20 protein-coding genes are annotated in these 23,284 nt (G+C 61.6%); 7 read left to right on the forward strand and 13 right to left on the reverse strand.

Features of this window, described 5'->3' with window-relative positions:
• Positions 1-42 precede the first annotated feature (42 nt).
• Together NCHU2750_RS14680 and NCHU2750_RS14685 are read right to left on the reverse strand one after the other, a co-directional pair.
• Positions 43-774: a tellurite resistance TerB family protein gene (locus NCHU2750_RS14680; RefSeq protein ID WP_119941178.1), complete on the reverse strand. Its 732-nt coding sequence runs from the start codon at positions 772-774 to the stop codon at positions 43-45.
• A 128-nt stretch (positions 775-902) separates the two neighbouring features.
• Positions 903-1,541, reverse strand: coding sequence for a 2-dehydro-3-deoxy-phosphogluconate aldolase (locus tag NCHU2750_RS14685; protein WP_119943376.1), 639 nt, complete (start codon positions 1,539-1,541; stop codon positions 903-905).
• Positions 1,542-1,700: 159 nt separating this feature from the next.
• Between NCHU2750_RS14685 and NCHU2750_RS14690 the strand changes: the two genes are divergently transcribed.
• From NCHU2750_RS14690 to trhO, 3 genes are read left to right on the forward strand one after another with little or no spacing between them, the layout of a single operon-like run.
• On the forward strand, positions 1,701-2,198 hold the full coding sequence (locus tag NCHU2750_RS14690; protein WP_119941179.1) for a CYTH domain-containing protein: 498 nt from the start codon (positions 1,701-1,703) through the stop codon (positions 2,196-2,198).
• Complete coding sequence (locus NCHU2750_RS14695; protein ID WP_119941180.1) at positions 2,173-3,159, forward strand: CHAD domain-containing protein; 987 nt, start codon at positions 2,173-2,175, stop codon at positions 3,157-3,159. Before NCHU2750_RS14690 ends, NCHU2750_RS14695 begins: the two co-directional genes overlap by 26 nt.
• An 18-nt stretch (positions 3,160-3,177) precedes the next feature.
• Entirely contained in the window at positions 3,178-4,134 is a 957-nt protein-coding gene (gene trhO / locus NCHU2750_RS14700; RefSeq protein ID WP_119941181.1) for an oxygen-dependent tRNA uridine(34) hydroxylase TrhO, read from the forward strand.
• 12 nt (positions 4,135-4,146) lie between these two features.
• On the opposite strand, the gene NCHU2750_RS14705 is transcribed toward trhO, so the two are convergent.
• The 6 genes from NCHU2750_RS14705 to NCHU2750_RS14730 form a co-directional block, all read right to left on the reverse strand.
• On the reverse strand, positions 4,147-6,345 hold the full coding sequence (locus NCHU2750_RS14705; protein WP_119941182.1) for a bifunctional diguanylate cyclase/phosphodiesterase: 2,199 nt from the start codon (positions 6,343-6,345) through the stop codon (positions 4,147-4,149).
• A 109-nt stretch (positions 6,346-6,454) separates the two neighbouring features.
• Positions 6,455-7,231: a MetQ/NlpA family ABC transporter substrate-binding protein gene (locus tag NCHU2750_RS14710; RefSeq protein WP_119941183.1), complete on the reverse strand. Its 777-nt coding sequence runs from the start codon at positions 7,229-7,231 to the stop codon at positions 6,455-6,457.
• A 74-nt stretch (positions 7,232-7,305) separates the two neighbouring features.
• Positions 7,306-8,085 carry a MetQ/NlpA family ABC transporter substrate-binding protein gene (locus NCHU2750_RS14715; RefSeq protein WP_119941184.1) on the reverse strand — a complete coding sequence of 260 codons (780 nt, stop codon included), beginning with the start codon at positions 8,083-8,085 and terminating at the stop codon, positions 7,306-7,308.
• A gap of 21 nt (positions 8,086-8,106) precedes the next feature.
• Positions 8,107-8,775: a methionine ABC transporter permease gene (locus NCHU2750_RS14720; protein WP_119941185.1), complete on the reverse strand. Its 669-nt coding sequence runs from the start codon at positions 8,773-8,775 to the stop codon at positions 8,107-8,109.
• Positions 8,765-9,799, reverse strand: coding sequence for a methionine ABC transporter ATP-binding protein (locus tag NCHU2750_RS14725; protein WP_119943378.1), 1,035 nt, complete (start codon positions 9,797-9,799; stop codon positions 8,765-8,767). Before NCHU2750_RS14725 ends, NCHU2750_RS14720 begins: the two co-directional genes overlap by 11 nt.
• A gap of 315 nt (positions 9,800-10,114) precedes the next feature.
• Positions 10,115-11,491, reverse strand: coding sequence for a GH1 family beta-glucosidase (locus tag NCHU2750_RS14730; protein ID WP_119943380.1), 1,377 nt, complete (start codon positions 11,489-11,491; stop codon positions 10,115-10,117).
• 445 nt (positions 11,492-11,936) lie between these two features.
• On the opposite strand from NCHU2750_RS14730, the gene NCHU2750_RS14735 reads away from it, so the two are divergent.
• From NCHU2750_RS14735 to NCHU2750_RS14750, 4 genes are all read left to right on the forward strand, one after another.
• Positions 11,937-12,638: a gluconate 2-dehydrogenase subunit 3 family protein gene (locus NCHU2750_RS14735; protein WP_119941186.1), complete on the forward strand. Its 702-nt coding sequence runs from the start codon at positions 11,937-11,939 to the stop codon at positions 12,636-12,638.
• A 5-nt stretch (positions 12,639-12,643) separates the two neighbouring features.
• Complete coding sequence (locus tag NCHU2750_RS14740) at positions 12,644-14,413, forward strand: GMC family oxidoreductase (RefSeq protein WP_119941187.1); 1,770 nt, start codon at positions 12,644-12,646, stop codon at positions 14,411-14,413.
• Positions 14,414-14,424: 11 nt separating this feature from the next.
• Complete coding sequence (locus NCHU2750_RS14745) at positions 14,425-15,735, forward strand: cytochrome c (protein WP_119941188.1); 1,311 nt, start codon at positions 14,425-14,427, stop codon at positions 15,733-15,735.
• A gap of 283 nt (positions 15,736-16,018) precedes the next feature.
• Positions 16,019-16,942: a cyclic di-GMP phosphodiesterase gene (locus NCHU2750_RS14750; protein ID WP_245480251.1), complete on the forward strand. Its 924-nt coding sequence runs from the start codon at positions 16,019-16,021 to the stop codon at positions 16,940-16,942.
• A 15-nt stretch (positions 16,943-16,957) separates the two neighbouring features.
• Here NCHU2750_RS14750 and NCHU2750_RS14755 read toward each other — a convergent pair whose 3' ends face one another.
• The 5 genes from NCHU2750_RS14755 to NCHU2750_RS14775 all read right to left on the reverse strand — a co-directional run bounded on the left by NCHU2750_RS14755 (position 16,958) and on the right by NCHU2750_RS14775 (position 23,241).
• The gene (locus NCHU2750_RS14755) at positions 16,958-18,130 is read right to left on the reverse strand and encodes a Gfo/Idh/MocA family protein (RefSeq protein WP_119941190.1); all 1,173 of its coding nucleotides are present in this window, start codon (positions 18,128-18,130) and stop codon (positions 16,958-16,960) included.
• A gap of 206 nt (positions 18,131-18,336) precedes the next feature.
• On the reverse strand, positions 18,337-19,389 hold the full coding sequence (locus NCHU2750_RS14760) for a sugar phosphate isomerase/epimerase family protein (protein ID WP_119941191.1): 1,053 nt from the start codon (positions 19,387-19,389) through the stop codon (positions 18,337-18,339).
• 79 nt (positions 19,390-19,468) lie between these two features.
• Positions 19,469-20,434: a substrate-binding domain-containing protein gene (locus NCHU2750_RS14765; protein ID WP_119941192.1), complete on the reverse strand. Its 966-nt coding sequence runs from the start codon at positions 20,432-20,434 to the stop codon at positions 19,469-19,471.
• Between the two features lie 79 nt (positions 20,435-20,513).
• On the reverse strand, positions 20,514-21,515 hold the full coding sequence (locus NCHU2750_RS14770; protein WP_119941193.1) for an ABC transporter permease: 1,002 nt from the start codon (positions 21,513-21,515) through the stop codon (positions 20,514-20,516).
• A 190-nt stretch (positions 21,516-21,705) separates the two neighbouring features.
• Positions 21,706-23,241 carry a sugar ABC transporter ATP-binding protein gene (locus tag NCHU2750_RS14775; RefSeq protein ID WP_119941194.1) on the reverse strand — a complete coding sequence of 512 codons (1,536 nt, stop codon included), beginning with the start codon at positions 23,239-23,241 and terminating at the stop codon, positions 21,706-21,708.
• Between the last annotated feature and the right edge of the window lie 43 nt (positions 23,242-23,284).

A 23,284-nucleotide genomic window follows, 5' to 3' on the forward strand; every position in this document is an offset into this window, starting at 1 on the left:
CTGTTCGTCCCTGAGAAAGTCGGCTTCCCTCTCGTCCCCACCCTAAGCGGCCGGAGACGCAACCTTGGCCGCAGAAACCGTAGCATCGATATGATCGATCAGCGCATCGGGCAGATTGAGACGACCGGCAAGCAGATCGAGATAGCCGCGCTCCGCCCGCGTATCGGGATCGATCGTCAGCCGGGTCGCGGTATAGAGCTCCACCCTCTGCTCTTCCGTGCGCGCAGCCGCAACAAGGTCGTCCAGATCGACCGGATTGGCGAGTTCCTCGGCGATGAAGGCTTCCGCCTCGGCACCGAGATCGACCGCATGGATCTTCTCCATGATATTGGCCCGCTCGGCTTGATCGATATGGCCGTCTGCCCGGGCAGCAGCAATCATCGCCTTGACCAGCGTCAGCGCAAAATCGTTCGAGAGCTGCGGCGACTGGAGGCTGAAAGCGCTATCCGGCGGCGGTAAAGCGATCGGTTCACGCGCCATGGCATCCGGCTGCGGCGCCGCCTGCGGAGACTGGCCGGACTGGTAATTTCTGTAGGCGAGATAACCGAGACCCGCCACCGCTGCGATACCGCCGATGGTGACCGCATTGCCGGCAAACTTGCGGCCGGTCTTCGTGCCCAGGATGGCGGCAGCAATGCCGGCGGTCTTCAGGGGATTGTTGCGTGCGATATCGGTGATCTGACCTGCCCAGTCCTTCGACGGCCCGCTACCGGTGGATCTGCCGCCCGCCTGAGCTCCAAGGAACTGGTCGAGAAGTTTCTTCGCATCGAACATCGATATCTCCCTTTGGTTGAAATATACCGGGAGATAGGAAGCAAAACGCGGGAAAACAATTTTCCCGCGCAGCAGATAACGAAATTGTCAGAAGCCGGGCGCAGTCACACGGCCGCCCCCCCGTGACGTCAGGCCTTCAGCGCAAAGGCTTCGGAAGCAAGCTTGGTAATGCCGGCCCAGTCGCCTGCAGCCACCAGTTCCTTCGGGGCAACCCAGGAACCGCCGACGCAGATGACGTTCGGCAGCGACAGGTAGTCCTTGGCGTTTTTGAGCGAGATGCCGCCGGTCGGGCAGAACATCGTGCCGGCGAGCGGCGACGAAAGAGCCTTCAGCATCGGCGCGCCACCAGCCTGCTCGGCCGGGAAGAACTTCATCACGTCGTAACCGTTTTCGCGAAGCTTCATCACTTCGCTGGCCGTGGCCGAACCGGGCAGAAGCGGAACCGGAGAATCCTTGGCGGCGGCAAGCACGCCATCGGTCACGCCGGGCGATACGATGAAGGTCGAGCCAGCCTTGACGGCGGCATCCCAATCGCGTGCGTTGAGAATGGTACCGGCACCGACATTGGCGCCTTCGACTTCCTGGGCGACGGCCTTGACGGCATCGAGTGCTGCCGGCGTGCGCATCGTGATTTCGATTGCCCTGAGGCCACCGGCGACCAGTGCCTTGGCAAGGCCCACAGCCGACTTGGCGTCCTCGACGATCAGCACCGGCACAACCGGTTGCAACTTAAGGATCGACAGCAGCTTCTCGGTCTTGCTCACCATATCGGTGTCTCCCATAAAACGATTGAAAATATGGAGCCCGGAAATAAACTCCGGCACCGTCATTGTCGAGAAAAAACCGTCCGGTGCGACAGAACGCATTTTCCAAACGTCATCTTTGCATTAGCTTAAGCCAGATGTTCCAAGACAGGCGTAGGTAGTATGGCCAAGGAAATCGAGCGGAAATACCTGGTACGCAACGATGGCTGGCGCTCGCAGGTGTCGTCCTCCTCGAGTTTCCTGCAGGCCTACATCGCGTCGGGAAAGGATCGCTCCGTCCGTATCCGCATCATGGATGAGGAGCGGGCGCGGTTGACCATCAAGATTGGCCGAAATCTCTTTGCCCGTGACGAGTTCGAATACGACATCCCGCTCTCCGACGCGCGGGAAATGTCGGTACAGGCGCTGGGCGTCGTGCTGGAAAAAACCCGCCACCGGGTACCCTTCGGCGATCACGTCTGGGAAGTCGATGTCTACGCGGGCACCTATGACGGCCTCGTCGTTGCCGAAGTCGAAATCGCAGACGAAAAGGACCAACCCGCCATTCCCGACTGGATCGGCCAGGAGATCACCGGTGACCGGCGCTATTCCAACGTGACCATGGCCACGGAGGATCTGAGCGAGGAATTGCTGAATGGCCTATCGTTTAAGACCGGCTGAGCCTTTTACTGCCGAGGTTCGCGCAGTGGCCCGCGATCAGCTCGCAAAGGCGATCGATTATCTCGAGCATCAGCCCGATGGACCACACGAGGCCATTCACGATGCCCGCAAGCGCTTCAAGCGTGTCCGCGCCCTCTATCGGCTGATCGAGCCTGGAAACCCTGATTTCCAAGCGCGCGAAAATGCCCGGATCCGCGATATCGCCCAGTCCCTGTCTGCCGTGCGTGATGCAACGGCGCTCGTCGAGACCGTCCACTATCTTGCCGGCTTCACTGCCTCGCCGGAGGAGAGCAAGGCACTTCAGATTGCCCATGACGCCCTTGCTGCAAGGCGGGATCGCATAGCCACGGAAGAACATGATCTGCCCGCCAGGATGTTGGCCGCCGCGCAGGGTTGCCGGGAGGCCATGGCGGCGCTCGATCAGCTTGAACTGCCCGATGCGCCACGCAAGACGGCACGGCTTCTCGGCAGGGCCTGGCGCAAGCACTTGCGCAAGGCACATTCAGCACTCGACGCCTGTAATGATCATGGCAATGCCGAAACCTATCATGACCTGCGCAAATGCGGGCAGACCTACTGGATGCACCTTTCCCTGCTGCGCGATATCTGGCCCTCCGCCATGCTCGCCAAGCAGGCCGAGTGCAAGACACTGATAGACCTGCTCGGCCATGAGCATGACCTGTCTGTCCTGACCGCAGCCATCAACGAGCAGCCCGGCCTGTTCGGCAACGGCGATACGCTCGCCCGCCTGCTTGCCGCGATCATCAACCGTCAGCAGATCCTGAGGCGAAAGGCATCCGACCTCGCCCATGAGATCCTTGCCGAACGGGCGGAAGTCGAAAGCAGCCTGATCGACCTTCTATGGCAGCGGGCCGCCAAAGCTCCCGCCGGCAAACAACGCGGCAACAACAGAAATGCCGGCAGTCCCCAGCAAGAATCCGCGTTGCGCAGTGCGCGATAGCGCTGTATTTGAGCCCGCATGACAGACAATCAGATCACATCGCGGCCGGCACCGGCCGAGGCGGCAGCCAATGGCGCCCTGGTGGCGGCACTTTACCACTTCGCCCGCTTCGAGCGGTTCGAAGCCTTTCGCGCCCCGTTGCAGGCCTTCTGCGATGACAATGGCATCAAGGGCACGCTGCTGATCGCCCGCGAAGGGATCAACGGCACCGTCGCCGGCACCGATGATGCGATCGCACGCCTCATCGCCTTCCTGCATGCCCAGCCGGAGTTTACCAGGCTGGAGCACAAGGAAAGCCGTGCATCGAAAATGCCCTTCCTGCGCATGAAGGTGAAGCTGAAGAAAGAGATCGTTACGATGGGTGTCGAAAATATCGATCCCAATCGCATCGTCGGCACCTATGTCGACCCGAAGGACTGGAACGCGCTGATCTCGGATCCGGAAACCATCCTGATCGACACGCGCAACGACTACGAGACGGCGATCGGCATCTTCAAGGGCGCGGTCGACCCGAACACGAAGACCTTCCGCGAGTTTCCGGACTGGGTGAAGAACAATACCGGCCTGCACAACAAGCCGAAGATCGCCATGTACTGCACCGGCGGCATCCGCTGCGAGAAGGCGACCGCCTTCATGAAGGAACAGGGCTTCGACGAAGTCTATCATCTGAAGGGCGGCATCCTCAAATATCTCGAGGAAGTGCCGCAGGAAGAGAGCCTGTGGGAAGGCGCCTGCTTCGTCTTCGACGAACGCGTCTCGGTCGAGCACGGCCTGAAGGAAGGCAATCACAAGCTCTGCCACGCCTGCCGCAACCCGATCACCGCCGAAGAGGTCACCTCGCCGAAATACGAGGAAGGCGTCTCCTGCTCCAACTGCTACGACAGCCGTACCGAGGAGGACCGTCTGCGCTATCGCCAGAGGCAGCACCAGATCGCCCTCGCCAAGAAGCGTGGCCTCAGGCATATCGGCAGCTGATCGGGCAGGCCATCACGTCAGCGCGAAGATCGCCCGTCGTTCACCACGCTGGTAGAGACCGTCCATGTCGTCCACCGTCATCGGCCGGCCGAACAAATAGCCCTGCAACTGGTCGCAGCCGGCAAGTCTGAGCTGCAGCGCCTGCGCATCCGTCTCCACCCCTTCTGCGGTCACCGGAATGTCGAGCGCCCGCGCCATGGCCACCGTCGCCTGCAACAGGTCGGCGGCGCTCTGCCCCTGGTCGAGCGCGTGAACAAGCGACTTGTCGATCTTCATCCGGTCGAAACCGAACTGGCGCAGATAGCCGATACTGGAAAAGCCCGCGCCGAAATCATCGAGCGCGATATGGACGCCGAGCCGCCGAAGCTCCGTCATCGACGTTTTCGCCCTTTCGGCATTCTGGATGAAATATCCCTCGGTCATTTCCAGCGTGATCTCGGCCGGGTCGGCGGCCGTCCTGCGCAACACCGCCTTGACATGCTGCGGGAAGGCCGGATCACGGAACTGGCCGGGAGAAACGTTGACGGAAAGCCTTAAACCCGGCCAACGCTTCACCGTCTCGCAGGCACATTGCAGCACGAACAGCCCGAGCTGATCGATAAGCCCGGATGTCTCCGCGATCGGAATGAAGATATCCGGCGATACCGGCCCGTGGCCCTTGCGGTTCCAGCGCGCCAGCGCCTCGACGCCGGCAATCCTGCCATCCTTGGCCGACATGACGGGCTGGTAGACGACCGTCAGTTCCTCCCGCTCGATCGCACCGCGCAGATCGATTTCAAGCTGATGGCGTTCCTCGCGCTCGGCATCCATGCCCGGCACGTAATGCTCGAACCTGCGGCGGCCTGTCTCCTTGGCGCGATACATGGCCATGTCGGCGCGGCGAACCAGTTCTGCCCCGTCGACGGCGCCCTGCGGAGAAATCGCGATGCCGATACTGGCACCGATCACCGCCACCCGCTCGCCGATGACGAAGGGCTCGGCAAGGAACCCCAGAACCCGTTCGCACAGCACCGTCGCCATGTCATCCGGTTCGGCCGAGGGCATGGCGATAGCGAACTCGTCTCCGCCGACGCGCGCAAGGATCGCATCGTCGCTCACCAGCATCTTCAGTCCGGCGGCAACACTGCGGATCAGCGTATCGCCCGTGCCATGGCCATAGGCATCGTTGACTTCCTTGAACCCGTCGAGATCGAGATAGAGAAGGACCACGCTCTGCTGGCTGCGCTTGGCCTCATCCACAAGACCGTCGAGAGAGACGAAAAAGCCGGTGCGGTTCAACAATCCGCTCAGCCTGTCGGTCATCGCCAGACGCCGCGCAGCCGCCTCGTCCGATCGCAACCGGTTCAGCGCATTCGTGCCGGTCACCAGAAGCAGCAGGAAGAACAGGCCGACCATCGCGACCGCGCTATAGACGAGAGGCCGGACCTGAAGATAGCTGACATCGCCCGGCATGCGCGGCATCCAGCCGAGCTGCGCCAGGCGCTTTCCATGGACATTGACGATATCGACGGCATTCGGCAGGTATTCGCCGTTGGATACGAAATGCAGCCCGCCGATCACATAGGTCTGGCCGAGTGCCGCGACCTTCTTGCCGTCGAGATGCCGGGCAAAGACGAGATAGCGCCGCTTGTCCGGTGGCTGGTCGATCGACCCTGATTTCTGCCGCACCAGTGCGACGCCTGTCGCCGTGATACCGTCGCTGGTCGCCGTGAAGCCGGCTGACTCGGGCTCCCTTTCCGGTCCGGCGGACCGCGCATCGTCGAACAGCGTCCAGAGTGAACTGTCGAAATAATTGTCCGGGGTCCAATCGACCGGGTGACCATCCTGATAGGCCATCAGGACATTGCGCTTTGCATCGAGCAGGATCGCCACATCGAACAGGTCGCTATTGACCGTCATGTCGCCGAAATTGCTGACGATCCAGTCCTTGCCATCCGGCGCGTAGACATAGGTGGCCGCGTCGTCCCAGGCGGCATAATCGTTGAGCGTCGCCTGCAGCTGCTGCTGGAATGTGCGCAGGGCGCCAACTGTCGTCGCGCGCGAGCGCTGCTCGTCGAGGTTGTTGGCGTGGTCGGCGATCCGGTTCACTGCCGTCAGGATGAAGATCGTCACCAGAAAAACGACAACGGCGAAGACGCCGAGCATCAACGTCACGGCGGATTTTCGCCCGACCTGAACGGGGCGTCGGAGACGGAATGGTGACAGCCCCATGGAACCCCTCGCTAAACCACAAGTTTATCGCGGGCATTGGTTCAAATACAGTTAAGATGCATATGAAATGCAGGGCACCGCTTTGGCAATGCCCTGCACCATTTCAGCGTTACCAGGACGCGATCAGCGCGCCTTTGAACTGTTCGTTGATGAACTTGCGGATGCTTTCGTCGTGATAGGACTCGACCAGGGTCTTCACCCAGGGCTTGTCCTTGTCGGCAGCCCGCACGGCGATCACGTTGGCATAGGGCGACTTCTCGCTCTCGATGGCGATCGCGTCCTTCTTCGGATTGAGACCGGCTTCCATCGCGTAGTTGGTGTTGATCACGGCTGCATCGACGTCGTCGAGCGAGCGTGGCAGCTGTGCGGCGTCGATCTCGGCGATCTCGATCTTCTTCGGGTTGTCGATGATGTCGGCCGATGTCACCTTGAGGCCGGCGCCATCCTTGAACTTGATCAGACCCTTGGAGGCAAGGACGAGCAGCGCGCGGCCACCATTGGTCGGATCGTTCGGGATGGCGACGATCGCACCTTCCTTCAATTCGTCGAGGCTCTTCACCTTCTTCGAATAGACGCCCATCGGCGTGGTGATCGTCTTGCCGACGCTGACCAGATCGAACTTGCGGTCGGCGATCTGATTGTCGAGATAGGGCTGGTGCTGGAAGGAATTGGCCTGGATATCGCCATCTGCCAGCGCCTGGTTCGGCACCACATAGTCGGAGAACTCGACCACCTCGATGTTGAGGCCCTTGGTCTTGGCGATCTCGGCGACCTTTTCCATGATCTGGGCATGCTCGCCGGGCGTGACGCCAACCTTGATGTCTTCGGCAAGCGCGGAACCGGCAGCAAAGACTGCCAGCGCCGCGGCAAGGATCAATTTCTTCATGGGTATTTCCTCTCGATTTTTATCATTGTCTTGTCGTTGCCGCCGACCGAGGCCGGCAGCGGAAACTGTTGCTCTTACCAGGTGGGCGTGATGGCGCCCTTGAACTTGTCTTCGATGAAGGCCTTCACTTCCGGGCTGTGATAGCTCTCGACAAAGGTCTTCACCCAGTCCGCATCCTTGTCCTTGGCGCGCACGGCAATGATGCCGACATAGGGTGCCTTGGTGCTCTCCTGGAAAATCCCGTCCGTCTTCGGGTTGAGGCCCGCGGCCAGCGCGTAATTGGTGGTGATGGCGGCAAGATCGACGTCATCCAGCGAGCGCGGCAGCTGGGCGGCATCGAGCTCGACGATGTTGAGGTTCTTCGGGTTGCCGGTGATATCGGCGACCGATGCCTTCACGCCGACGCCGTCCTTCAGCGTAATCAGCTTCTGGTCGGCAAGCAGGATGAGCGCACGCGCGCCATTGCTCGGATCGTTCGGGATCGCGACCGATGCGCCGTCCTTCAGCTCGGCAAGCGTCTTGATCTTCTTGGAATAGCCCGCCATCGGGAAGTTGACTGATTTCGCCACGCTGACGAGATCGAGCCCGCGCTCCTTCACCTGGTTGTCCAGATAGGGCTGGTGCTGGAACGAGTTTATGTCGATATCGCCATCGGCCAATGCCTGGTTCGGCACTACATAGTCGGAGAACTCGATGATATCGAGGTCGAGACCCTTCTTGGCCGCGACCTCCTTCACCTTCTCGACGATCTGCGCGTGCGGACCGGGCGTTACACCGATCTTCTTGGTCTCGGCCAAGGCCGCACTGGCGGAGAAGAGAGCGGCGATCGTCGCCGCAATGATCAGCTTTTTCATTATCCTGTCCCTCTGAAACAATCAGTTCTTGCGATTGCGTTTGTCGAAGCGGCGGGCGAGCGCATCCCCTGCACTCTGCACGAGCTGGACCAGCACGATCAGCACCACGACGACGGCCAGCATCATTTCCGGCATGAAGCGCTGGTAGCCGTAGCGAATGCCGAGATCGCCGAGCCCCCCGCCGCCGACTGCGCCGACCATCGCCGAATAGCCGATCAGGCTGACCATGGTCATCGTCAGTGCCGCAATCAGCGCCGGTCCGGCTTCGGCCAGAAGCACCTTGACGACGATCTGCGCCGGCGTGGCCCCCATAGCGCGCGCCGCCTCGATCAGCCCCTTGTCGATCTCGCGGATCGCCGCCTCGACGAGACGGGCGAAGAACGGGATGGTCGCGATCGTCAGCGGCACGATCGCCGCATAGGTGCCGATCGACGTACCGGTGATCAGTCGTGTGAACGGAATGATTGCAACGACGAGGATGATGAAAGGCGTCGAACGCGTCGCATTGACGATCAGACCGACGATGCGGTTGACCACCGGTGCCGGAAACAGCTCGCCCTTGCCGCTTGTGGCCAGGAAGATCCCGATCGGCAAGCCGATCAGCGAACCGATGATGCCAGCGGCGGCAACCATCTGCAGCGTCTGGCCAAGTGCCTTGAGAAGCAGGTTGAAGAGCATATCAGGCGACATAGCCGAGCACCTCCGTGGAAAGGCCGGTCTCGGCATAGAAACGATTGGCCCGCTCGATCACGGCGGGATCGGCGGAATAGGAAACCACCAGCGAGCCGAACGGCTTGCCGCCGATCTCCTCGATACCACCGGCCAGAATATTGACGTCCGAACCGAGCTCGGCGACGAGGCGCCCCGTCAACGGCTGGAAGGCCGTCTCACCGAAGAACACCAGCCGCACCAGCGCCCGGTCGCCGGAGGATGGCGCAGGCTTGATAGAATTCCTCAGCCATTCCGGCAGCGCCAGCGACGATGCAAGCAGGGTGCGCGTCGTCTGATGCTTCGGGCTGGCATAGACGTCGAACGTGCTGCCCGCCTCGACGATCCGGCCGCGGTCGATGACCGCGACGTGGCTTGCGATCGTCTTCACCACCTCCATCTCGTGGGTGATGAGAAGCACGGTCAGGCCAAGTTCGGCATTGATGCGCTTCAACAGTTCGAGGATCGACTGGGTGGTCTCGGGGTCGAGCGCCGATGTCGCCTCGTCGGAGAGAAGCAGCTTGGGGTCGGTCGCCAGCGCGCGGGCAATACCGACACGCTGCTTCTGGCCACCGGACAGTTCGGACGGATAACGGCCGGCCTTGTCGCCGAGGCCGACGAGATCGAGCAGCGGCCCGACCTTGGCCTTGATCGTCGCCCGATCGACGCCGGCGATCTCCAGCGGCAGCGCCACGTTGTCGAAGGCCGTGCGCGAGGTGAGCAGATTGAAATGCTGGAAAATCATGCCGATCTGGCGACGAAGATCGCGCAAGCCGCTTTCGGACAATCCGCCGACCTCGGTGCCATCGACCACGACCTTGCCGGATGTCGGCTTTTCCAACCCGTTGACCAGCCGGATCAGCGTCGACTTGCCGGCGCCGGAGCGGCCGATAATGCCGGTGATCGCACCATGGGAAACGGAAAAGTCGATGCCGTCGAGCGCGGTGAAGGCGGGCTGGCCGCCGGCACCGCCGAAACGCTTGGTCACGCCCTCGAAGGACACCATCGGATTGCCTTGGGGAGCGGCCTGCGCCCCTTGGGGCGACACGGCGCCGGCCGCGGCATGTTGGATCGTCATATTGCACTCACAGTTAGTCAGGTCATTGCCGGCGACGGGCGCCGTCTCAAGTTCATGCACCCAGGCGGCACATTCGATGACAGGTGACTTTCCGGAGCATAGGATCGGCTTTCCACTGAGGCCGGACGACCTCGTTTTGATGGCAGATCAATGCCCCGGAACAGCCACAATTCCTAGGGATGGAATTTCAATTAACAGCCTTGGCGGAAAAAATCTTTCGCGCTGCAGCAAAACCACCGGCAATCACTCTGGTTTGTGATTGCCGCCAGGAAATTGCGCTGCCAGCTCGCGATACCATTTGCCGCTTTTCTTGACGGTCCGCTTCTGCGTCTCGTAATCGACATAGACGAGGCCGAAACGCATGCGGTAACCCTCGGCCCACTCGAAATTGTCCATCAGGCTCCAGGCGAAATATCCCTTGACCGGATACCCGTCAGAGACGAGATCGGCGACGACCGACAGGTGGTCGACATAGTAGTCGAGCCGCGGCTGGTCATCCACCTCTCCGCCTGCCGAAGGCCCCATATTATAGGCAGCGCCATTCTCGGTCACATAGCAGACCGGCAGTTCGTAGCGGCGATAGAGATCCTCCACCAGCGACTTCATCGCCGGCGAATAGACCTCCCAACCGATATCCGTCTTCGCCGGGCTGACGGGAGGCGCAAATTTCGCTGCAGGATAGTACGCATCTTCCGAAAGCTCGGCCGAGACGCGCATCGGCGTATAGTAGTTGAGGCCCCACCAGTCGAGCTTCTGGCTGATCACGGCAAGGTCGCCCTCTTCCACCTTCGGCATCTTGTCGCCGAGCGCCTCGATCAGGGAAGCCGGGTACTCGCCTTTGAAGACCGGGCCGAAGAAGGCGCCGTTGTGAAAATCGAAGGCACGCTCCGCCGCCGCCTTGTCTTCGGGAGTCTCTGAGCCCGCGATCACCGAATGGGCGTTCAGCACCAGACCGACGGGCACATTCGGCGTCACGTGCCGGATCGCCTCGACGGCGAGCCCGTGTGCGAGATTGGTCGTGTGCATGGCCGCGAGCGCCGCCTCCATGTTTCGCTCGCCCGGCGCATGCACGCCATAGAGATGGGACAGCCAGACCGAACACCAGGGCTCGTTGAAGGTCGCCACCGCATCGAGCCGGTCGCCAAGGCGGGCCATGACCACCTTGGCGTAGCGCTGGAAGGCATAGGCGGTGGAACGCGCCGTCCAGCCGCCGTCACCCATCAGCGAAAGCGGCAGGTCCCAGTGATAGAGCGTCGCATAGGTCTTGATTTCGCGTGCCTTGCAGCCGTCGATCAGCCGGTCGTAGAAATCGAGCCCCTTCTCGTTGACCCGTCCCGTCCCCTCCGGAATGATCCTTGGCCAGGCGATCGAAAACCTGTAGGCCTCGACCCCCATATCCTTGATGAGGTCGAGATCCTCTTCCCAGCGATTGTAGTGATCGCAGGCGATATCGCCATTGTCGCGATTGAAGACCCGACCCGGCATGTTGGAAAACGCATCCCAGATGGACGGCTTGCGCCCGTCCGCTTTCGTCGCGCCTTCAATCTGGAAGGCAGCCGTGGCAACGCCGAACAGGAAATCGCCGGGGAAGCGTGTCGCAAATGTCTTGGGATCGGTCATGGGCTCTTGTCCTCCGCACGAGAAGCTGCCGGCTCGAACGTCGCTCGACCGGGCATAGCCGATCTCCATAGCAGATATGCCGTGAGTTTCGAGCGGCAAGCCGCCGGACATTGCGCCGCGCCCGAAAATGACCGCGTTGCCCACAAGTTAGGCCATGCATGGCGCCAATTTTCGCCTTTTCGACACAATTCAAGATTGCTAAAACGAAAATTCGAAGGAATTTATGGCTAAAAAATCAACCAAATGGAGATCTAATTTTAGCGACACCTATTCATATATAGAAAAATCTTCCCAATTCCGTCCGAAATCGGGCAAAGTTTAGCCGTTCGATCCTTGAAACGACTGAACTGCGACGATAGATCGCAAGCGTCAGATCGACACTCCCCCATGATTTTAGGGGGTACGTGTCAGAGAGGCCGCGCCAGCGGCTACCAAGGAGAGAATAATGAGAGATCTTCCGGGCTTGCCGTCCCGCCGAGGCTTCCTGAAAGCTTCTGCGGCGACTGCTGCCATCGCAGGCATCGCCACAGGGGCGAAGGCCGAACAGAAGCCTGAACCTGTAGCGCTTACCGAATACAAGCCGGACTGTCTCAAGCCCAGTGAGTGGGCTTTCGTGATGGCAGCGGTGGCAAGGTTCATTCCGTCGGAAGGCGATGGCCCCGGCGCGATCGAAGCACGCGTCCCGGTCTTCATCGACAAGCAGCTCGCCGGCGATTACGGCAAGGCAGCCGACTGGTACATGGCCGGCCCCTGGGACGCCGCGGCTGATCCGCTGCGCGGCTGGCAGACCCCGCTGACGCCGCTGGAAATCTACCAGCAGGCCATCCCGGTCTTCGACGACTGGTGCAAGGCAACCCACGGCAAGATCTTCGCCGAACTCGATGCCGCGGCCCAGGACAAGGCGCTGACCTCGCTCCAGAAGAACGAGATGAAGCTGAAGCCGGAGCTGACTCCGTTCTTCACCATCCTGCTCGGCAATACCAAGGAAGGCTATTTCGCCGACCCGATGTATGGCGGCAACCACAACATGGTCGCGTGGAAATATGTCGGCTTCCCCGGCGCCCGCGGCTCCTACAAGGAATGGGTTCACAAGCATAACGTCAAGTATCCGCTCGGCCCCGTCTCGATTTCCGGCGAAAGGGGCTAAGCGCCATGACACGCACTGAAAAGAAAAAGAACGTCGTCCTCGTCGGCTTCGGCTGGACCGGCGCGATCCTCGGCATGGAACTGGCTCAGGAAGGCCTCGAAATCCTGGCGCTTGAGCGCGGCCATGACCAGGCGACGGTACCGGATTTCCAGTATCCCAACATGATGGACGAGCTGAAATACGGCATCCGTTACGGCATGATGGAAAAGCCGCGCAACACGACGGTCACCATCCGCCGCTCTCTTCAAGAGAACGCCCTACCCTACCGCAGCCTCGGCACCTTCCTGCTCGGCACCGGCGTCGGTGGCGCCGGCACCCACTGGAACGGCCTCAACTGGCGTCCGATGCTCTCCGAATACCGTCTGAAGTCCTACGCCACCGAAAAATTCGGCGCCGGCGTCATTCCGGAAGGAATGCAGATCCAGGACTATCCGATGACCTATGAGGAGCTGGAGCCCCATTTCACCCGCTTCGAGAAGGTCGCCGGCATTTCCGGCCAGGCCGGCAACATCAAGGGCCAGATCATCGAAGGCGGCAACCCGTTCGAGGCACCGCGTTCGGAAAATTATCCGATGCCGCCAATGCCTTCGACCTGGGATGGCGTAAAATTCCGCGACGCCGCCAAGGCTGCCGGCTGTCACCCCTTCCCGTCTCCGGGTGGCATCGCCTCCAAGGACTATGTCAACGAATACAACATGCAGATGGGTCCATGTAACCACTGCGGTTTCTGCGAGCGCTACGGCTGCTACAACTATTCCAAGTCCTCGCCGCAGACGGCCATCATCGATGCCCTGAAGCGCAAGCCGAACTTCGAATACCGCACGCAGGCGGAAGTCATGCGCGTCGAGATGGCGCCCGATGGCAAGACCGCGACCGGCGTGACCTATGTCGACCTCACCACCGGCGAAGAAGTCTTCCAGCCGGCCGATATGGTCATCCTCACCGCTTTCGCGCTGAACAACGTCCACCTGATGCTGCTTTCCGGCATCGGCCAGCCGTATGACCCGAACACCGGTGAAGGTGTCGTTGGTCGCAACTACGCCTACCAGATGCTCGGCGGCTATACGATGTTCTTCAAGAACGAGGAATTCAACCCGTTCATCGGCACGGGCGCCAACGGCTATGCCATCGACGATTTCGGCATGGACAATATCGACTTTGCCAAGGAAGGCTTCATCGGCGGCGCCTATTGGCGTGCCGGCCAGACCAACGGCCAGCCGGGTCATACGATGCCGCTTCCCGCAGACGTCCCGAGCTGGGGTGCAGGCTGGAAGAAGGGTATCGGCGAGTGGTACGGCCATGCCATGTCGATCGGCGCCCATGGCTCGCTGATGTCCTACCGCGACAACTATCTCGACCTCGACCCGACCTATAAGGATCGCCACGGCCGCCCGTTGATGCGCATGACCTTCAACTGGAAACCCAACGACCTCAAGATGATCAACTTCATGCAGTCGAAGATGAAGCCGATCGTCGACGCGATGAAGCCAGACATTGCCCAGGCCGGGTTCAAGAAGGAAGGCGCCATGTTCGACGTCCGTCCTTACCAGACCACCCACAATACCGGCGGCACGGTGACCGGCGAAGACCGCAAGACCTCGGTTCTCAACCGCTACCTGCAGTCCTGGGATGCCCATAACGTCTTCGTCATGGGTGCCAACACCTTCCCGCAGAACACGCAGTACAACCCGACCGGCATGGTCGGTGCGCTCGCCTACTGGGCGGCCCACCACATCCGCAAGGATTACCTGCCCAATCCGCGTCCGCTGGTGTGAGGAGACAGACGATGAAAACCTTTTTCCGTATCATCGGCACGCTCGTCGTCCTCGGCGTCGTGGCTCTCCTTGCCTTCATCTTCGTTCCGGTCCAGCGCACCGCTCCCGTCACCAAGCTCGCGGCTGACTACCAGCCGCCGAAGGGCGCCGGCGAATATGTCATGCGGGCATCCGACTGCATGGCCTGTCACACTGCAGAGGGTGGCAAGCCCTTTGCCGGCGGCCGTGCCATCAACAGCCCGATGGGCGTGATCTACACGACCAACATCACCCCGGACAAAGAAAGCGGCATCGGCAACTGGACGCTCGATGATTTCCGCGCGGCGCTTTATGACGGCGTCGACAAGCAGGGCCATCACCTCTATCCGGCCATGCCCTACGACAGCTATCGCAAGCTCTCCGAAGAAGACGTCGTGGCTCTCTACGACTACTTCATGAAGGAGGTCCAGCCGGTCTCCAACACCGTGCCGGAAACCAAACTTGCCTTCCCGTTCAACCTGCGTTTCGGCCTGCGCGCCTGGAACTGGCTCGCTCTCGGCGATGCCGGCTTCAAGCCGGAGGCGAGCGAGGACGCGATATTCAATCGCGGTGCCTATCTGGTCGAGGGTGCAGGTCACTGTGCCGCCTGCCACAGCCCGCGCAACCTGATGATGATGTCGTCCGGCTCGAGCGAAAAGGATGCCGCCTTCCTCTCCGGTGGTGATATCGATGGCTTCACCGCCCCCGATCTGCGTGGTCCCGAAAGCGGCCCCCAGAAGTGGACGACCGACGAGGTTGCCGCATACCTGCTGACCGCCCGCAACGCCCATTCGACCGCCACGGGCGAAATGGCGCTCGCCGTCCGCGACTCGCTGCAATACCTGACGCATGACGACGCGATCGCCATCGCCACCTACCTGCGCAAGATCGGCGCCGGCAAGGGTGCGGCACCGGTTGCCGAAAAGGTCGAGGTCACCCCGACCGAAACCCTGCTTTCGGATGCCAAGCCGGACATGCCGCTCGGCCCCCGTCTCTACCTCGACAACTGCGCCGCCTGCCACATCGTCAATGGCAAGGGTGCGGGCGCGACCTTCCCGGCACTCGACGGCAACTCGCTCGTCGATGCCAAGTCGCCGAAGGGCCTGATCAGCGTCATCCTGCATGGTGCCGAACTGCCTTCGACGGCTGACCGGCCGATGAAGCTTCGCATGCAGGGTTATGCCAACCGGCTTTCCGACGAGGAAGTCGCAGCCCTCGCAACCTTCCTACGTGATGGCTGGCACAATAAGGCTCCGGCCGTGTCGGCAGCAGACGTGAAGGCCGTTCGCGCCGAGGCGCACTGACAGCAAGGCTACTCCGCCGTCGCCAATGGCGGCGGAGTAGCAACACGCCTATCTGAATGCCGGTTGGCAGCGCCCATATCTGCCGGATGCACAGCCAGAGATTTCAACCTCGAAAAACACCGACCAGCGACTGTATAAATTGCCGATTACATGTCGCAAAAACTCTGCGGGCCGCTGATTCTCAATCAGTCAGTGAAAAATAAAGCAGACACATCCCCCATCTAGGGGATTTATTCATACTCTTTGACGCCCAATATCGACACTGTTCGAGGACTTGCGTGGCGTGATACTTCGCTTACCAAAAAATCTAGTCCGAAAGGGCTTGTATATAGAGGCCGTCGAGTGCCCGAGCCATGAGTTTGCGCGACGGCGGTTCATGGTCGAAACCCAGGAAGATCTGAACGCGATCCGCATGTCCTCCGCGGTCGACATTCTGGTCAGCCAGAAAAAGAGCCAGATCGACGTCCTTGCCCTGCTGAAGCAGGCGCCACCCCAATACCATCGGCAAGCCAATCCGGCCGACCCTCAGATGCTGGAGATCAAGGGCGCGCTGTCCGATGCCGTGCTGTCCATGCATCGGGGCATGTCGGAGGCGGCCGCCGGCAGGCTCGACATGTCGCAGATCGCCGACGCCGCCGCAAGCGCACGCCAGGCCGTCGAGGCGGCCCCGGATCTCTTCGTCCAGGTGACGCGCCTCAAGGCCAAGGACAAGGCGAGCTACATGCATTCGATCTCGGTCGCCGGCCTGATGACCGAAATGGCGGCCAGGCTCGAACTCGATGACGACCTCATCGACGAAATCGGCCGCGCCGGCATCCTGCACGATCTCGGCAAGCTTCTGATCCCGAACGCGATCCTCAACAAGCCGGGCAAGCTCAATGCCGCCGAGATGCGGATGATGCGCAGCCATCCGGAAATCGGCTACCGCCACATGAAGAAGCTGGGCGGCGTTTCCGATCTCATCCTCGATGTCTGCCGTCTGCATCATGAGGCACTCGACGGCAGCGGCTATCCGCTCGGCCTGAAGGACGAGCAGATCGGTATCGCCGTGCGCATCTGCACCGTCTGCGACGTCTTCGATGCGCTGACCAGCGTCCGCTCCTACAAGGGCGCATGGTCGGCCTCCGACGCCCTCACATGGATGTACGACCGGCCGAACCTTTTCGACCGCAAGCTGGTACTGAGACTGAGTTCGATGCTGAACTGAGCTTCGGGTAGAACCTCAAAGCTTCACCCAGGCACCGTTCCTCTTCGAGGACGCGACGCAGGCCTCGACGAAGGCAACCCCTTTCACCCCGTCGTCGACGGTCGGATAGATCACTGCCCTGTCGACCGCCACACCTCTCTTGCGGGCATGGATGGCACGCGCAGCCTCCGTATAGATGGTCGCAAACGCTTCGAGATAACCTTCGGGATGCCCCGACGGAATGCGCGAGACACGCGACGCCGCGTTCCCCGAACCGGCACCATTGCGGGTGATCAGCCGCTTCTGTTCGCCGAATGGCGTGAACCACAGATAGTTCGGGTTCTCCTGCCCCCATTCGAGCCCGCCCTTGTCGCCATAGACGCGCAGCCTCAAGCCGTTCTCGTTGCCCGGCGCCACCTGGCTGCACCAGAGCATGCCCTTCGCGCCCCCTTCGAACCGCAGCATCACATGGGCATTGTCGTCCAGCCGTCGGCCGGGGACGAAACTGTCGAGATCCGCCGCAAGGCTCGTCAGCGTCAGGCCGGTGACGAAGGATGCAAGATTATAGGCATGCGTGCCGATATCGCCGGTGGAACCGCCGGCACCCGATTGCGCCGGATCGGTGCGCCACACAGCCTGCTTGGCCCCGGTCTGCTCCGCCGCCTCCGTCAGCCAGTCCTGCGCATATTCCACCTGTACGACCCGGATCGTGCCGAGATCGCCATTGGCGATCATCTCGCGTGCCTGCCGCACCATCGGGTAGCCGGTATAGTTATGCGTCAGGATGAACAGCGCATCGCTTTCATCCGCAAGCTTCTTCAGCTTCTTCGCATCGGCAAGATTGGAGGTGAGCGGCTTGTCGCAGATGACATGAATGCCGCGCTTCAGGAACTCCCGCGCCGCCTCGAAATGCACGTGGTTGGGCGTGACGATCGATACCGCCTCGATCCCGTCCTTCAGCCGCGCCTCGCGGATCGCCATCTCCTTGTAGGACCCGTAGGTGCGCGAGGCATCGAGCCCCAGTTCACGACCCGAGGCGATCGCCTTTTCCGGCGTCGACGACAGAGCGCCCGCCACCAGCTCGAACTGGTCGTCCAGCCGCGCCGCCATGCGATGCACCGCCCCGATAAAAGCGCCGGCACCACCGCCCACCATGCCGAGCCGAATACGCGGCGCACGAGCCTCTTCCTGTTTGCCTTCGATTGTCATGATGATCTCCTTGAAATATCAGCGGAGCCAAAAAGCCCCTCTCTGGCCTGCCGGCCATCTGCCCCACAAGGGGGGAGAAGACGTGTGGCAAGCGCCTGCCTCAATCGGGGCACAACTGTCCGGCCAGGTTAAGCCCTCCCCCTTGTGGGGGTCCTAAGGACGGGCGAGACACGTGGCTCGCCCCGGATGGTTGGGAGGGGTCTTAATCACAGCCCCAGCAGCCGACGGTTCGCCGCCTCGTCGGTACCGCCCGCGGCAAAGTCATCGAAAGCATGCTCGGTCACCCGGATGATATGCGCCTTGACGAATTCCGCTCCTTCGCGTGCCCCGTCCTCCGGGTGTTTCAGCGCGCATTCCCACTCGACCACGGCCCAGCCGTCGAAATCATTGGCCGCCATCTTGGAGAAGATCGCGCCGAAATCCACCTGACCGTCGCCCGGTGAGCGGAAACGCCCCGCCCGGTTGACCCAGCTCTGATAGCCGCCATAGACACCCTGCCGCCCGGTCGGATTGAACTCCGCATCCTTGACGTGGAACATCTTGATGCGGTCCTTGTAGATGTCGATATTGTCGAGATAGTCGAGGCATTGCAGCACGTAATGCGACGGGTCGTAGAGCATGTTGGCGCGGGGGTGGTTCTTCACCCGCTCCAGAAACATCTCGAAGGTCACCCCGTCATGCAGGTCTTCGCTCGGATGGATCTCGTAGCAAAGATCGACATCGTTTTCATCCGCATGATCGAGGATCGGCGCCCAGCGCCGCGCCAGTTCGTCGAAGGCGGTTTCGACCAGGCCGGCAGGCCGCTGCGGGAACGGGTAAAGGAACGGCCAGACCAGCGCGCCGGAAAAGGTCGCATGCGCCTTGATGCCGAGATGTTTCGAGGCGGTGATCGCCATCTTCACCTGTTCCACCGCCCATTCCTGCCGCGCCTTCGGGTTGCCGCGCACCTCGGGTGCCGCAAAGCCGTCGAACAGTTCGTCATAGGCCGGATGCACGGCGACGAGCTGCCCCTGCAAATGGGTGGAAAGCTCGGTGATCTCGACGCCATTGCTACGGGCCACACCCGCAAGCTCGTCGCAATAATCCTTGGATGAGGCGGCCTTCTTCAGGTCGATCAGCTGGCCGGCCCAGGTCGGCACCTGCACGCCGACATAGCTCTTGTCCGCCGCCCATTTGGTAATGCCGTCCCAGCTGTTGAAAGGTGCCGCGTCGCCCGCAAACTGCCCGAGAAAAATGCCAGGCCCCTTGATCGTCTTCATGAAAAATCCTCCACTCAACTCATCAGAACATGGGACGGGCGCGCAGGCAGACAACCGGCGCGCCCGTCAATGGCATCGATCAGAACGGTGAATCCGGGAAGTAGAAGTTCTTGGCGTTGTCCTTCGTCACCAGCGTCGCGTCGAGAATATAGTCGCCGCTGACAGGAACATGATCGTAGAGTGCTGCAGCCGTCAGCTGCATGGCGGTCGCCACCATGGCCGGCGGATAAAGCACGTCGACCGGCATCATCTTGTCGCCGTCCATCACTTTCTTGATCATGTCCTTGGAGCCTGCGCCGGCCACGACATATTTGATGTCCGAGCGCTTGGCCTGTTCGATCGCTTCCAGCACGCCGACCGCCATGTCGTCATCCTGGCACCAGACCACGTCGATCTTCGGATATTTGGTCAGATAGTCCTGCATCACGCGAAAGGCATCGTCGCGGTTCCAGTTGCCGTACTGACGATCCAGCACCTTCACCTTGGAACCGGCAATGCCCTTGTCGAACCCGTCCTGCCGCTGCTGGTCGATCGGGATCGGCATACCGCGGATGATCACCACCTGCGCATCCGGCGTCGTCTTGGCGATATATTTGCCCGCCACCTCGCCGAGCGCCGGATTGTTGCCGGCCACGTAAAGATCGCGGATCGTATTGTCGTTGACCGAAGGCGCGCGGTCGACCAGCGCCACGAACTTACCGTCGTCCTTCACCTGCTGGATGGCGGATGTCAGCTGGTCCGGATCGGTCGGCAGGATGACCAGTGCATCGATCCCCTGCACCGCCAGATCCTGCACCGCATTCGCCTGGCTTGCCGGATCGGCGGACGTCTTGACGATGACGTTGAGCCCCTTGTGCTCGGCCATCAAAAGTTTGGCGACGCGTTCGGCATGATAGACGACGCCCGCCGTCCAGCCGTGGTCGGCGGCCGGAATGGATACCCCAATCGTCACCTTCTTGGCATCCTGCGCGAATGTCGTCACCGGCACGGCCGCGGCAAACGCCGTCAGCGCCGCGGCGACATAGGCCCATAATCTCTTGCGCATGTTCTCTCTCCCATTTCGTTGCGGGGTCATCTCCTCCCAAAGCCGGACCGCCCCGAATGCCCGGCCAAACCTTTCCGCCTCACTTGCGCATCAGCGACCTCTGCACCAGCATGGCGATGATGATGATCGCGCCCTGGATCGCGCCGATCAGATATTCGCTGACGAAATTCGAAAGCAGCATGATGTTGCCGACGATTTCGAGAATGAAGGCGCCGCAGACAGTGCCCCAGATGCGCCCCACCCCGCCGCGCAACAGCGTGCCGCCGACCACGACCGAGGTGATCGCCTGCAGCTCCCACAGAATGCCGGTCGTCGCCGTGGTCGAGCCGAGACGCGGCACATAGAGCAGCACCGCAACCGCGACGCAGAGCCCCTGGATCACATAGGCAATGGTGCGCACCCGGTTGACCGAGATGCCGGAATAGCGTGCCACTTCCTCGTTGGAGCCGACCGCGATCACATGCCGGCCATAGCGTGTGCGATAAAGCACGAAGGCGGCGATTGCCGCGGTGACGAAGATGATCACGACCGGGATCGGCACGCCGAACAGGTCGCCGAAATAGACCGGCCGGTAAAGCTGCTGGATATTGCGGTCCCTGACGGTGATCGCACCGCCTTGGCTAAGCCAGGTGGTCAGCCCGCGATAGATGCCCATCGTGCCCAATGTGGCGATGAACGGCTCGATCTTGCCGACCGTGGTGATCAGCCCGTTGGCAAGCCCGCAGGCCGCCCCCAACACCAGCGCCAGAGCCATCGCCGCGACGAGCATCAGCATCGGATCGGCAATCGCGCCGGAATTCATGAACAGGATCATCAGGCTGGCAACGAAAGCCACCATCGACCCGACGGAAAGATCGAGCCCGCCCGCCGAGATCACATAGGTCGCCCCGAGCGCGATGATGGCGATGAAGGCGCTGCGGGTGATGACATTGGTAAGATTGGCGATCGACACAAAGCTCGGATTGGCGAAATAGCCGAGCACCAGAAGCAGCGCCAGCGCCACGAAAGGCGCCACCGCCGCCATGTCCCAGTCGCGAGAGGTCTTCGGCGTCTTGGCCGTGTCGGTGGTGAGGGCGCTCATGCCGCCGCCCTCAAAAGCACCGGAATTGCATTTGGAAGAAAGTCCCCTCCCAACCCTCCCCACAAGGGGGAGGGCTTAACCCGGCCACACTGCCGTCGCTTCATTGAGGTGGAAGGTCGCTGCAAGTTTTCTCCCCCCTTGTGGGGGAGATGGCCGGCAGGCCAGAGGGGGACTTTTTTCATATCTCGTCTCATGCCGCCTCCCCGGCCCCACGACCCGCATTCACCCCTGTCGCAAGCTGCACGATCTCGTTTTCCGTCATGGTCTCTCCCTGAACCTCGCCGACGATCCGGCCGGCGCGCATCACCAGGATGCGGTCGCAGATACCGATCAGCTCCGGCATTTCCGACGACACGACGATGATCGACCGTCCCTCTTCGGCAAGCGCCGCGATGAATTTGTAGATCTGCTCCTTGTTGCCGATATCGATGCCGCGCGTCGGCTCGTCGATGATCACGACCTGCGGGTCGAGCATCATCATCTTGGCCAGAAGCAGCTTCTGCTGGTTGCCGCCGGAAAGCTGGCCGGCCAGAATGTTCTTGGTACCGGTGCGGATATCGAAATCGCGGATCGCCCTGTCGAGCGCCTCGCCCTCGCGCCTGCGATCGATCTGCAGTCCCCGGACAAACCTGCCGAGCGAGGCAAGCGTCAGGTTGACGCGAAGATCCTTGGTCAGCAGCAACCCCTTGCCCTTGCGATCCTCCGGCAGATAGGCGACGCCGGCCTTGAGGCTGGAATGCACGTCGGTAAAGGCCACCGGATGTCCGTTGAGCATCACCCTTCCCTTGCCCGGCCTGAGGCCGACCAGTCCCTCCATCAGCTCGGACCGCCCGGCACCAATCAGTCCGGCAAACCCGAGGATCTCGCCCTTTCGCAAGATGAAAGCCGCGTCGCGCGCATGGCCCGGCACATCGAATGCCTGAACCTCAAGCACCGGCTGCCGGGCCTCGGCCGCCTGCCGGTCGGGATAGAGCTTTGCCACATCGCGGCCCACCATCAGCCGCGCCATGTCCGCTGGCTGCAGCGCCGATGCGTCATGCGAGGCGACCAGCCGCCCATCGCGCAGGACGGTGACGCGGTCGGCAATCTCCTTCACTTCCGGAAGGCGGTGGGAGATATAGAGAACGCCGACACCCTTCGCCCTGATATCTCTGATGACCTTCAGAAGCGCATCCGTCTCGTGCGGCGTCAGCGATGCCGTCGGCTCGTCGAAGATGACGATGCGATGCGGCACCAGCAGCACGCGGGCGATCTGCACCAGCTGGCGTTGGGCAATGGAAAGCTTCGAGACGATCGTATCGGGATCGATATTGCCGCCGAGATCGGCGATCGCCTGCCTGGCGCCCTCCCGCATCGCCCGGTCGTCGACCACCATGCCTTTGCCGAGTTCGCGGCCGAGATAGATGTTCTGCGCCACCGTCAGGTCGGGTGCCAGCAAGATCTCCTGATGCACGAGAACGATGCCGTGGTTCTCCGCATCCACCGGCCCGGCAAAGCTCACCGACCTGCCGTCCATCACCATCTCGCCGCGGGTCGGCTGGTGGTTGCCGGCCAGGATCTTCATCAGCGTCGACTTGCCGGCACCATTCTCGCCGATGATCGCATGGACCTCGCCCGCCCTCACGGTCAGGCTGATATCCTTCAGCACCTCGACGATGCCGAATGTCTTGGAAAGGCCGCGCGCATCGATGAGAGGCACGGCCGACGGGGTGGACGCCTCGGTCATGAAGCGCCTCTGATGCCAAACAGCGTCGTAAAGCAGTCGCCAC

It is taken from the genome of Neorhizobium sp. NCHU2750 (assembly GCF_003597675.1).
In the GTDB taxonomy this organism is placed as follows: Bacteria; Pseudomonadota; Alphaproteobacteria; order Rhizobiales; family Rhizobiaceae; genus Neorhizobium.

Coding starts and splice junctions, on each gene's coding strand:
- NCHU2750_RS14765 (WP_119941192.1), bottom strand. CDS start 20,434: ATGCGCAAGAGATTATGGGCCTATGTCGCCGCGGCGCTGACGGCGTTT.
- NCHU2750_RS14760 (WP_119941191.1), bottom strand. CDS start 19,389: ATGAAGACGATCAAGGGGCCTGGCATTTTTCTCGGGCAGTTTGCGGGC.
- NCHU2750_RS14680 (WP_119941178.1), bottom strand. CDS start 774: ATGTTCGATGCGAAGAAACTTCTCGACCAGTTCCTTGGAGCTCAGGCG.
- NCHU2750_RS14745 (WP_119941188.1), top strand. CDS start 14,425: ATGAAAACCTTTTTCCGTATCATCGGCACGCTCGTCGTCCTCGGCGTC.
- NCHU2750_RS14725 (WP_119943378.1), bottom strand. CDS start 9,799: ATGGTGTCCTTCGAGGGCGTGACCAAGCGTTTCGGCGGTGCCGGCGGC.
- NCHU2750_RS14740 (WP_119941187.1), top strand. CDS start 12,644: ATGACACGCACTGAAAAGAAAAAGAACGTCGTCCTCGTCGGCTTCGGC.
- NCHU2750_RS14690 (WP_119941179.1), top strand. CDS start 1,701: ATGGCCAAGGAAATCGAGCGGAAATACCTGGTACGCAACGATGGCTGG.
- NCHU2750_RS14730 (WP_119943380.1), bottom strand. CDS start 11,491: ATGACCGATCCCAAGACATTTGCGACACGCTTCCCCGGCGATTTCCTG.
- NCHU2750_RS14695 (WP_119941180.1), top strand. CDS start 2,173: ATGGCCTATCGTTTAAGACCGGCTGAGCCTTTTACTGCCGAGGTTCGC.
- NCHU2750_RS14705 (WP_119941182.1), bottom strand. CDS start 6,345: ATGGGGCTGTCACCATTCCGTCTCCGACGCCCCGTTCAGGTCGGGCGA.
- trhO (WP_119941181.1), top strand. CDS start 3,178: ATGACAGACAATCAGATCACATCGCGGCCGGCACCGGCCGAGGCGGCA.
- NCHU2750_RS14770 (WP_119941193.1), bottom strand. CDS start 21,515: ATGAGCGCCCTCACCACCGACACGGCCAAGACGCCGAAGACCTCTCGC.
- NCHU2750_RS14720 (WP_119941185.1), bottom strand. CDS start 8,775: ATGTCGCCTGATATGCTCTTCAACCTGCTTCTCAAGGCACTTGGCCAG.
- NCHU2750_RS14710 (WP_119941183.1), bottom strand. CDS start 7,231: ATGAAGAAATTGATCCTTGCCGCGGCGCTGGCAGTCTTTGCTGCCGGT.
- NCHU2750_RS14735 (WP_119941186.1), top strand. CDS start 11,937: ATGAGAGATCTTCCGGGCTTGCCGTCCCGCCGAGGCTTCCTGAAAGCT.
- NCHU2750_RS14775 (WP_119941194.1), bottom strand. CDS start 23,241: ATGACCGAGGCGTCCACCCCGTCGGCCGTGCCTCTCATCGATGCGCGC.
- NCHU2750_RS14685 (WP_119943376.1), bottom strand. CDS start 1,541: ATGGTGAGCAAGACCGAGAAGCTGCTGTCGATCCTTAAGTTGCAACCG.
- NCHU2750_RS14755 (WP_119941190.1), bottom strand. CDS start 18,130: ATGACAATCGAAGGCAAACAGGAAGAGGCTCGTGCGCCGCGTATTCGG.
- NCHU2750_RS14715 (WP_119941184.1), bottom strand. CDS start 8,085: ATGAAAAAGCTGATCATTGCGGCGACGATCGCCGCTCTCTTCTCCGCC.